Annotated in this window: 10 protein-coding genes; 8 read left to right on the top strand and 2 right to left on the bottom strand. The window is 48.0% G+C overall.

The genetic code is table 11. The features are described 5' to 3' along the window. Positions 1-3 precede the first annotated feature (3 nt). Positions 4-258 (bottom strand): 30S ribosomal protein S20, encoded by a 255-nt coding sequence (rpsT, locus tag Q0E49_RS01855; RefSeq protein ID WP_102281303.1) that lies wholly within the window; start codon positions 256-258, stop codon positions 4-6. A 235-nt stretch (positions 259-493) separates the two neighbouring features. On the opposite strand from rpsT, the gene rpsO reads away from it, so the two are divergent. The 8 genes from rpsO (at position 494) to yihA (ending at position 11,048) form a co-directional block, all read left to right on the top strand. Next, complete coding sequence (gene rpsO, locus Q0E49_RS01850) at positions 494-763, top strand: 30S ribosomal protein S15 (RefSeq protein WP_102281305.1); 270 nt, start codon at positions 494-496, stop codon at positions 761-763. A 181-nt stretch (positions 764-944) separates the two neighbouring features. Continuing rightward, the gene (locus tag Q0E49_RS01845) at positions 945-2,756 is read left to right on the top strand and encodes a ribonuclease J (protein ID WP_295746089.1); all 1,812 of its coding nucleotides are present in this window, start codon (positions 945-947) and stop codon (positions 2,754-2,756) included. 65 nt (positions 2,757-2,821) lie between these two features. Further along, positions 2,822-3,721 (top strand): hypothetical protein, encoded by a 900-nt coding sequence (locus tag Q0E49_RS01840; RefSeq protein WP_295746086.1) that lies wholly within the window; start codon positions 2,822-2,824, stop codon positions 3,719-3,721. Between the two features lie 212 nt (positions 3,722-3,933). Next, positions 3,934-5,124, top strand: a complete 1,191-nt coding sequence (tuf, locus tag Q0E49_RS01835) for an elongation factor Tu (RefSeq protein WP_295746083.1) — start codon at positions 3,934-3,936, stop codon at positions 5,122-5,124. A gap of 120 nt (positions 5,125-5,244) precedes the next feature. Continuing rightward, positions 5,245-7,509 carry an HAD-IC family P-type ATPase gene (locus Q0E49_RS01830; protein WP_295746080.1) on the top strand — a complete coding sequence of 755 codons (2,265 nt, stop codon included), beginning with the start codon at positions 5,245-5,247 and terminating at the stop codon, positions 7,507-7,509. 161 nt (positions 7,510-7,670) lie between these two features. Continuing rightward, a complete protein-coding gene (gene tig / locus Q0E49_RS01825; protein WP_295746078.1) occupies positions 7,671-9,011 on the top strand; it encodes a trigger factor in 1,341 nt (446 codons plus the stop codon). A gap of 159 nt (positions 9,012-9,170) precedes the next feature. Beyond that, a complete protein-coding gene (gene clpX, locus Q0E49_RS01820) occupies positions 9,171-10,406 on the top strand; it encodes an ATP-dependent Clp protease ATP-binding subunit ClpX (RefSeq protein ID WP_295746173.1) in 1,236 nt (411 codons plus the stop codon). Positions 10,407-10,457: 51 nt separating this feature from the next. Next, a complete protein-coding gene (gene yihA / locus Q0E49_RS01815; RefSeq protein WP_295746076.1) occupies positions 10,458-11,048 on the top strand; it encodes a ribosome biogenesis GTP-binding protein YihA/YsxC in 591 nt (196 codons plus the stop codon). A gap of 61 nt (positions 11,049-11,109) precedes the next feature. Here yihA and Q0E49_RS01810 read toward each other — a convergent pair whose 3' ends face one another. Next, positions 11,110-11,238, bottom strand: a complete 129-nt coding sequence (locus Q0E49_RS01810; protein WP_295746074.1) for a hypothetical protein — start codon at positions 11,236-11,238, stop codon at positions 11,110-11,112. Between the last annotated feature and the right edge of the window lie 12 nt (positions 11,239-11,250).

Raw genomic sequence — 11,250 nt, 5'->3', positions numbered from 1 at the left:
TGGTTACTTGTTGTAACGGGCAGCCAAACGTGACTTGTCGCGAGCAGCCTTGTTGGCCTTGATCAGACCCTTAGCTGCGGCGTGGTCGATTGCGGAAATAGCACCGCGGTATAATTCATCAAGGTTGTCGGCACCTGCAACTTTGGCGTTATCAAACTTCTTGATGGCAGTCCGCATTGCGCTCATTTGTGCAGCGTTTTTGGCAGCAGCCTTTTCGTTAGTCTTAACACGCTTGATTGCTGACTTGATAATTGGCATCAGATTCACCTCCGTCGCCGTCAATATTCATTGACCTTTTAAATTCAACATTTGATATTATACTAGACCGACAAGCCCTTTGCAATAATAAGTCTGTTGCTAATTTGCAATTAACCAGGAAATCGTGTATAGTATTTCAAGGCTAATTAAGCCACTGCCTCTTCTCGGTTTAGCGATCCTCACCAACGCTTTACCTAGAACTAGGTTCAATTAATTATGAAAGGTGGGAAATAGCATGGCTATCTCTAAAGAACGCAAGAACGAAATCATCAAAGAATTCGCTACTCACGAAGGCGACACTGGTTCAACCCAGGTTCAAGTTGCTGTCTTAACTGCTGACATCAACGAACTGAACAAGCACCTTCGTACTCACAAGCACGACTACCACTCACAGCGTGGTCTGATGAAGAAGATTGGTCACCGTCGGAACCTGTTGGCTTACCTGCGGCGGACTGACCTTCCTGCATACCGTGAACTGATTCAACGGCTGAACCTTCGTCGTTAGTCTGTTTAGCGTCTACACAAAGCCCTTCCATTTTTGGGAGGGCTTTTTCTTATTCCCCTGAAGATGGCATTCTAATTGCAGAATGTGGTAAGATATTGCTAATTGACAAAGAGCGTAATCAAATTACCCGGTAACGCCGTTGCCGGAGAGTCAAAATTTAAATATCAAGCAAGGGAGTATTATGAGTAAAATTAAAATTATTCCATTTGGTGGTGTTCGGGAGAATGCCAAAAATATGTATGCGGTTGAAGTCAATGATCAGATTTTCATCCTTGATTGCGGGCTGAAGTACCCAGAAAACGAGTTAATGGGAATTGACGTGGTCATCCCAGACTGGGAATACCTGAAAAAGAACGCCGATAAAATCGCCGGTGTTTTTCTGACCCATGGTCATGCCGATGCGATTGGTGCACTGCCGTACTTTTTGATGGACTTCCGTGTTCCAGTTTTCGGGAGTAAAATGACGATTGCACTGGCCGAGTTGGCAGTGAAGAATAATAAGCAGGTGAAGAAGTTTAACGACTATCACGTGGTTGATGCCAATACGGAAATTGACTTTGACGATGTGACGGTCTCCTTCTTCCCAACCACCCATACGGTTCCTGATACCTTAGGGATTGTCCTTGAAACTGACGAGGGTAACATTGTCTACACTGGTGATTTCAAATTTGACCAAACAGCGGTTGCTGGTTACCGGACAGACCTGGCCCGGTTGGCAGCGATTGGTCAGCAGGGAGTCTTAGCATTGCTCAGTGATTCTGCTGGTTCAGCTATTACCGGTGTCAGCACCCGCGAAAAGGATATCGGGGCCTACATTAGCCAAACTTTCCTCTACACTAGTGGGCGGATTGTTGTGGCGAGCGTGGCTTCGAATATTATGCGGATTCAACAAATCCTGCACGCGGCGGAGTTAACTGAGCGTAAGGTCGTTGTCTTTGGTAAAGACCTGGAGCAGATTATTGAAACTGCTGTTAAGCAGCACCAGCTGCAGGTGCCAAAGGGACTGCGAATCAGCCTCAAGGAAGCCAACCAGCTCGACCCGAGTCAAGTAGTCATTTTGGTAACTGGGCGGATGGGCGAGCCAATCAAGACCTTGCAGCAGATTGCCAACGGTGACGAAAAACACCTGAAATTTACTGATAATGACCTGGTCTTTGTTACTACTACTCCTTCCTATGCGATGGAAACGGAAGTTCAAAAGACCAAGGACATGCTCTTCCGGACGGGTGCTGATGTGAAGTTCATCTCAGATGACTTAAACCCATCGGGCCACGCCAACCAAAACGATGAGCAATTGATGCTTAACTTTATGAAGCCGCAGTACTTTATTCCGGTACAAGGCGAATACCGCTTGCTGGCTAAGCACGCTGAACTGGCGGAAGAAGTGGGCATCCCAGCTGATCACATCTTCATCCCGGCTAAGGGTGATGTCTTAAGCTATGAACATGGGAAGTTCCACCTGGGAGAACACCTTGACGTATCTAACACCATGATTGATGGGATTGGTGTTGGCGATATTGGCAATATCGTCCTCAGAGACCGGCGTGTCCTGTCGGAAGATGGGATTTTCGTAGTGGTGGCAACGATCGACCGGAAGAAAAAGAAGATTGTTGCTAAGCCACAAATTACGTCGCGGGGCTTTGTGTTTGTGAAAACTAACCACAAACTGATGGAGCAGAGTGCAGAACTAGTTGAACGCGTGGTTCAAAATAACCTCGATGAAAAGGAATTCGACTGGTCACACCTGAAGCAGGATGTGCGGGAAAAACTGAACCGTTTCCTGTTTGACCATACTAAACGTCACCCAGTTATTTTGCCGGTGATTATGGAAATCAATCAGCATGCTAAGCACAAGGGACGGAAAAAGTCCAATAAAGGTGCTAACAACAGTCAACAGCCTGAAAATGATAACAAACACCAACACCGCAAGCACCAACATCGCGGTCGTGGTCGAGGACGCAAGCATCAGGCAAACAAGAATAGCGAGCAATAACAGATAATGACAAAACGGTGGGTCGCATGGCGGCACACCGTTTTCTGACCTTAGGAGGCGGCAAGTTGAACGAAAAGCAAATGAAGGAACTGGATGCGGGGCGGTTATTGGTTCAACAGGGTAAATACCACCAAGCGGTGCGCCAGTTGACGCCATTGAACGAAGAAACTGGTGATTTTGAGGTAAACCGGCTGTTATCACTGGCACTTCAGCGTGATGGTCAAGTCCAATTAGCAATTAAAATTGCCGAAGACCACGTCGATGATTACCTGCAAAGCAGGGAAGGAGCACGCCAGCTGATTTTACTAGAAACGGCTGGTCAGCAGTTCATTACTGCTCGCCGCCAAGCGGCCTTTGTGCCCCAGTGGAGTCAGAAACTAACGGGGGAGATTAGTCAGGCCGAAAAACAGGCAGAAGTGGCGACCGCCACCACCCTGAAAGCCCGGTTGAAGAGTTTTTATCACTTGGGGGATGGGTCCTTTAGAGAGCAACGACAGCGCCTGATCGAGGCCGAGCAATTGCCACTGAAAATGTACCTCACTGGTGCACTATTTTTACTGAGGGATCCGTTTGCCAAACCACTAATTAAATCGAGTATTTTAGAAACCCTTCAGCCGCTGAAAATCGACCAGGAAGCGACGGTGTTATGGATCGATGATCACGAGTACCAGTTAAACTTATGTCGTCTGCAGCCACTGACAAAGGTGCCAGAAGTAGCGACGATGCAGAAAATGTTAGACGATCAGTACGGTCAATCAGACCCGTCGACATTAGCGGCATTGACTGATGAATTGCAGTTGCAGATGATATTCCTTTACCCGTTTATCAGCAAGGCGGTTACTTCACAACGAGATTGGGTGACGGCGTTAACTAGTTTTGGGACCCTGGTTACTCCTACTGAGTCGGTTGAAAGGGCACAGAAATGGCAGCAAAAAATTCAACGGCTGGTGGATCAAATGCGCTAGTAATGTTGTTTTAACGGAAATGAAACAATAAAGTTAGCACAAAAATATTTACAAAAAACGGTCCATCTGATACCATGATTAAGAATTCTTTGTTGGCGGAAAGTTTTACTTTTCTTTGCGCTAACGAAGTAGTACAATTTCTTTAAAGGTGTGTCAGCTGGCGTCTTGCGTTATCTGGCATGTACTTGTAATTTTTCAGGAGGGTTTCATTAATGGCAGAAAAAGAACATTATGAACGTACTAAGCCCCATGTAAACATTGGGACTATTGGTCACGTTGACCACGGTAAGACTACTCTGACCGCAGCTATCACTAAGGTGCTGGCTGACAAGGGTCTGGCTAAGCAGGAAAAGTTTGAAGATATCGATGCTGCTCCAGAAGAAAAGGAACGTGGTATCACTATCAACACTGCTCACGTTGAATACGAAACTGAGAAGCGTCACTACGCACACATGGACGCTCCTGGCCACGCCGACTACGTTAAGAACATGATCACTGGTGCCGCTCAAATGGATGGTGCCATCCTGGTTGTTGCCGCTGACGACGGTCCTATGCCACAAACTCGTGAACACATCCTGCTTGCACGTCAGGTTGGTGTTGAATACATCGTTGTATTCCTGAACAAGTGCGACCTGGTTGACGATGATGAACTGATCGACCTGGTTGAAATGGAAGTTCGTGACCTGCTGTCCGAATACGGGTTCCCTGGTGACGATGTTCCAGTTATCCGCGGTTCAGCTCTGAAGGCTCTGCAGGGTGACCCAGAACAAGAGAAGGTTGTTCTGCACCTGATGGACGTTGTTGACGACTACATCCCAACTCCAAAGCGTCCTACTGACAAGCCATTCATGATGCCTGTTGAAGACGTCTTCACTATCACTGGTCGTGGTACGGTTGCTTCTGGTCGTATCGACCGTGGTACTGTTAAGATCGGTGACGAAGTTGAAATCGTTGGTTTGACTGAAGATGTTCTGAAGTCAACTGTAACTGGTCTGGAAATGTTCCACAAGACTCTTGACCTTGGTGAAGCAGGGGACAACGTTGGTGTTCTGCTTCGTGGTATTAACCACGACCAAGTTGAACGTGGTCAAGTTTTGGCTGAACCAGGTTCAATCAAGACTCACAAGAAGTTCAAGGGTGAAGTTTATGTTATGACGAAGGAAGAAGGGGGCCGTCACACGCCATTCTTCTCCAACTACCGTCCACAATTCTACTTCCACACTACTGACGTTACTGGTACGATTGAACTGCCAGATGGTGTAGAAATGGTTATGCCTGGTGACAACGTTACCTTCACTGTTGAACTGCAAAAGCCAGTTGCCCTTGAAAAGGGTCTGAAGTTCACTATCCGTGAAGGTGGTCACACTGTTGGTGCCGGTGTCGTTTCTGACGTGCTGGACTAATAGCGTCACCTCACTAGCTTACTTTCGGGTAAGTACAGAAGTTCGGGTTTTCCCGAACTTCTTTTTTTTATCCGTTTTTTGCGGTACACTAATTTTATTATGATTGAAGAGGTGTGAGGAATGGACGAGCAAGTTAGGGGACTCACTAGTCAGCAAGCCGCCGCCCGGCTAAAGGCGGATGGACCGAATGAGGTTCCTGAACCCCCGTTTAACTTTGGGAAGGAATTTTTAGGGAAGCTGTGGAACTTATCAGCATGGATTCTGGAAGGAGCTTTATTACTGGAGTGCATCCTGGGCAAGTGGATCCAGTCACTCTTTGTTTTGCTGATGCTGTTATTTGCAGCTTTCAACGGGGCCCTACAAAAGAAGAAGTCGCGGCGGGTGCTGAATAATATTTCGCATGAATTAACACCCAACGTCTCCGTGAAACGTGATGGTAAGTGGCAGACAGTTAACTCCAAGTACATCGTCGTGGGTGACGTTGTTAGTTTAAAACGCGGGGACGTACTGGCTGCCGATGTGAAATTGATTAGCGGTCGGCTGACTCTTGATGAAAGCTCGATTACTGGTGAATCTAAGGCAATTGCCAAGCAAGAAGGTGCAACTGCTTATTCTGGCACAACTGTCGAACAGGGCCACGCATTGGCGGAAGTTAGTGCCGTTGGCCGTAATTCACGTTCCGGCAAAACGATTAACTTAATTAACAAGTCAGCGGCGCCGGGGCACTTGCAACAGTTATTGACTAAAATTATTTATTACTTATGCCTATTAGACGCGGTATTAACGCTGATCGTCGTCATTGCGGCCTTCATTTATCATGATAACGTAATTGAGATGTTACCATTTCTGGCAATGATGTTTATCGCTTCCATTCCGGTAGCAATGCCGTCCACTTTTGCACTGTCGAATTCCTTTGAGGCTACCCGGCTTAGCAAACAGGGAATTTTGACGGCCGACCTCACTGGTATTCAGGATGCCGCCAACCTGAACTTGTTATTGCTAGACAAGACGGGCACGATCACCAAGAACGAAACGGCGGTTGCGTCGTGGAACGCCTTTGGCAAGTTACCTGAGCAGGATATCTTGTCGCTCGTCGGTGCGGCCCTGGACCGTCGCAATTCGGGCATCATTGACCGGGCGATTGACCATTATCTGAAGGATCGACAGGTTAAACCGGCAGCGGTTGACCAATTTGTTCCCTTTACTTCGGACACTGGCTATTCAATGGCTACCAGTGGTGCCCATAACGTTAAGCTGGGGTCCTTCAAACAGCTATCACGAATCGATCAACAGGCCAATTCGGCAACCCAGCAGGTTGACTTTACTGCGGGTCGTTCGGTAGCAGTGCTGGTTGATGACCAATTGGCGGGTATTTTTATCCTTCAGGATATGGTGCGTGAGGATTCCCCAGCGGCGTTGGCCGAGTTGAAGCGGCGGGGCGTTCGCCCGGTTATGCTGACGGGTGATAACCAGCGAACTGCCGCGGCCGTGGCCAAGCAGGTTGGCTTGGTGGGCCAAGTGATCTCTTATTCTGCCTTTAATGATCAAACGCCCGTTGACTCACTGGCGGGCATTGCGGATGTTTTACCCGAAGACAAGTTACGAATGGTCAAAATTTTCCAGGAGAAGGGCTACATCGTCGGCATGACTGGTGACGGGGTCAACGATGCCCCGGCGCTCAAGCAGGCGGAAGTGGGGATTGCCATGTCCAATGCGGCCGACGTTGCCAAGCGAAGCGGCAAGATGGTCCTATTGGATGATGGGCTGACGCCAATTGTTCATATTCTTGATGCTGGGCACCGGGTTTACCAGCGGATGACCACCTGGTCCCTGACTAAACTGTCGCGAACGGCGGAATTGACGATGCTGCTAACGGCGGGCTATCTTTGCTTCCACTATTTGCCAATGGCGCTCAACGCGATGGTCATCTACACCATTATGAACAACATGGTAACGATGATGATTGGAACGGATAATACCCATATTACTTACAAGCCAGAGAGTTGGGACATGAAAAAGCTGGCGAAAATTGCTTTTTCACTGGCCCTCGGGTGGACGGTCGCTGGCTTTGCCTTTGTTTCCTACCTGACACTCCACGGTTGGAGTCAGGGAACGGTATCGACAATGGTCTACGTTTACCTGGTGCTTAGTGCCATGCTGATTGTCCTCATTACCCGGACCAAGAAGTACTTTTGGCAGTCAATGCCGTCGCAGCTGGTTGGGCTGGTGCAGGTCATTGACGTTGTTTTAACCTTTGTGCTGGCACTGCTCGGTTTGGCAATGACACAAATCAACTTTGCAAACCTGGGGTTAACGATTGCGGTGGCGCTGATTGTGGCGGTAATCATTGATCTGGTTTACCAACCAGTAATGAAAAATAAGTAATACTGACTTTTTAGCCGGGGTGGGATAGACCACCCCGGTTGTTTGTTTTCACCCAAATGGTTGAAATCAGGCTGTCAGTAAGGTAGACTATTAAAGTATGTGGAAGTCTGTAAATCCCTTTGCAGGCGACCGTTAAAATGACTCATATTGGAGGAAACAACATGGCAAAATGGGAACGCGAAGGCGACAAGAGCCGCGGTAAATTAACGTTTGAAATTGACGTTGAAACTGCTCAAAAGGGCATTGACAAGGCCTTTGAGGAAACGAAGAAGAAGATTACGGTACCTGGATTCCGCAAGGGTCATGTACCGCGCCAGATCTTCAACCAAATGTATGGTGAAGAATCACTGTACCAGGATGCTTTGAATGAAGTTCTTCCGGAAGCTTACCAAGCTGCCGTTAAGGAAGCCGGCATCAAGCCAGTTGACCAACCACAGTTGAACATTGAAAGCCTCGAAAAGGGCAAGCCGTGGAAACTTTCGGCTACTGTTAACATCGAACCTGATGTCAAACTAGGTGACTACAAGGGTCTCGAAGTTACTAAGCACAACACTGAAATTTCCGACGCGGAAGTTGACAGTGAACTGGAAGATAAGCGTCAACAACAAGCTGAACTGGTTCTGAAGGAAGACAAGCCAGCAGCCAAGGGCGACACTGTTGTGATTGACTACGTGGGAACCGTTGATGGCAAGAAGTTTGATGGTGGTTCAGCCGACAACTACTCACTGGAACTAGGTTCTAACTCATTTATTCCTGGCTTTGAAGACCAGTTGGTTGGCCACAATGCTGACGATAAGGTTGACGTTAAGGTTACCTTCCCTGAAGACTACCACGCTAAGGAATTGGCTGGTAAGGATGCTAACTTCGCTGTTACCATTCACGAAATCAAGGAAAAGCAGTTACCGGAGCTGGACGACGACTTTGCGAAGGATGTTGACGAAGACGTCGACACGCTTGCTGAACTGAAGGAAAAGACGAAGAAGCAACTCCAAAAGCAACGTGAAGACTCCGTTCGTTCACAAGTGGAACAAGAAGCAATCGACAAGGCAGTTGCTAACGCCGAAATTGGTGACATCCCACAGTCAATGATGGATGATGACACCAACCGTCAAGTACAGCAATACCTTGCTGGTATGCAGCAACAGGGAATCAGCCCGAAGATGTACTTCCAGATTACTGGCAGCACCGAAGACGACCTGCGTAAGCAGTTTGCTGACGAAGCTGAACACCGGGTTAAGACTAACTTAGTGCTGGAAGCCATCGTTAAGGATGCTAAGCTGGCTGCTTCTGACGAAGACATCGAAAATGAAATCAAGGACCTGGCTGAACAATATCAGATGAAGGCTGATGAAGTGAAGAAGGTTCTGAGCCGCGACATGCTGACTCACGACATCGAAATCAAGAAGGCCGTTGACTTGGTTGCTGATTCTGCAAAGCAGGTTTTGGACCCCAAGCAGGCTGCTGACAACGATGATGACAAGAAGGAAGACAGCGACAAGTAATTGTTGGCTGGATTTCGCAAAGCTGGGCTCTCTTTCGGGAGGCCCGCTTTTTTTATGGTGAAAAGCAATTAATTTAAAAATAAGCGGCTTTCTGCTAAAATATGGACACAATTAATTACAGGAGGACGATTCAGATTGGATAATGACAATGGAAACGGGATGAATGGCGTCATCCGCTGTTCTTTCTGCGGCAAGTCAGAAGACGAAGTCGAAAAGATTGTCGCTGGCCCGGGTGTATACATTTGTAACGAGTGTGTCGACCTCTGTAAACGGATTATTGACACGGAAATGGAACAAGAGTCACCAGCCGTTGCTGACATGAAGGTACCGACCCCACAGGAAATTGTCGACCAGCTCGATGATTACGTCATTGGTCAAGAAGACGCCAAAAAGACCCTCGCGGTGGCGGTTTATAACCACTACAAGCGTGTAACAGCCATGGCCAAAAAGGAGAATAACGATACTGAGCTTCAGAAGAGCAACATTGCGATTATTGGTCCAACTGGTTCCGGGAAAACTTACTTGGCGCAATCACTCGCGCACATTCTAGACGTGCCGTTTGCTATTGCTGACGCAACGACGCTGACGGAAGCCGGTTATGTTGGTGAAGACGTTGAAAATATTATCCTTAAGCTCCTGCAGGTGGCTGACTTTGATGTTAACCGGGCAGAACACGGGATTATTTACATCGATGAAATCGACAAGATTGCGAAGAAGAGCGAAAACGTCTCCATTACGCGGGACGTTTCTGGTGAAGGGGTTCAGCAGGCCTTACTGAAGATTCTGGAAGGGACGGTTGCTAATGTTCCACCACAGGGTGGACGGAAGCACCCACAACAGCAATTTATTCAGGTTGACACCACTAACATTCTGTTCATCGTTGGTGGTGCCTTTGACGGGATCGAGAGCATTGTGAAGGAGCGCCTGGGTGACAAGACGATCGGTTTTGGCACGGACTCCAAGGATGCCGTCAAGGTCACTGATAAGAATATCTTGCAGCACGTTATCCCGGAAGACTTGCTGAAGTTTGGCCTCATTCCAGAGTTTATTGGCCGGCTCCCAGTGCTGACCGCTCTACAAAAACTGGACGAGAATGATCTTATCCGGATCTTGACTGAGCCGAAGAACGCGTTGGTCAAACAATACCAGCAGTTGATTAAGCTGGATGGTAGTGAGCTTCACTTTACCACGGGTGCACTTCGGGCAATGGCCCAGCAGGCGATCGCGCGGAATACCGGCGCCCGGGGCTTACGTTCCATCATTGAAGACGTTATGCGTGACGTGATGTTTGACTTACCAAGCCGGCAAGACGTAGCGAAGGTGGAAATTGATAAGCGGTGTGTTACTAACCACACTGAGCCGCGCTACATCCTGAAGAACGAACAAGTTTCATAATAATTGACGGGGCAGCGAAGAAAAACTGCCCCTTTTTTTGGAGGAAAGTAGATGCAAGTAAACGATGTTGAATTAACAATCAGTGCAGTGGCGGCCGCCCAGTACCCTCAGGGCAGTGACCCGGAAATCGCCTTGGTAGGACGCTCTAACGTTGGCAAGTCCTCACTGACTAATGTTTTGATTAACCGTCGCAACTTTGCCCATACGTCCAGCCAACCGGGAAAAACGCAGACGCTGAACTTTTATCACGTCAACGACCGGTTATTTTTCGTCGACGTTCCTGGTTATGGTTTTGCTAAGGTCTCGAAGCAGGAACGGGAACGCTTTGGTCAGATGATTGAAGAATACCTCACTAGTCGGAAGCAGTTGCGGGGCGTGATCATGTTGGTTGATGCCCGCCACCAGCCAACTGAAGATGACGTGATGATGTACCAGTACCTGCACTACTATCAGCTACCAACCCTGGTGGTCGCTACCAAGATTGATAAAGTGAAGGCTAGTCAACGTGCCAAGGTGAAAAGGGCGATTATCAACAAGCTGCAATTGCAAGATGGTGATAGCCTGCTAACCTTTTCTGCTGTGAAGCAGCAGGGCAGTGAGCAAGTTTGGCAGTGGATCAGCAAGCACACTGGAATTCAGTAATCCAAAGAAGAGCCGGCAGCATTTCTCATCAGAAACGCTACCGGCTATTTTCATCCTTAACTTATTTCATTTTCTTGTCCTGCCCATTCTTGTCGTCATGGGCGGGTTTCTTCGGCTTGGTTGCTGGTTCTTTAGCCAGTTTGGCAAATAAGTCATCGAGCTTTTTTGACTGGCGGGTTACTAATCCCATCGTTGCCACCTC

This window comes from uncultured Limosilactobacillus sp. (assembly GCF_934202235.1).
GTDB lineage: Bacteria > Bacillota > Bacilli > Lactobacillales > Lactobacillaceae > Limosilactobacillus.
The sequence above is the reverse complement of the archived record's forward strand: the minus strand, read 5'-3'. Positions and strand labels throughout refer to the sequence as shown.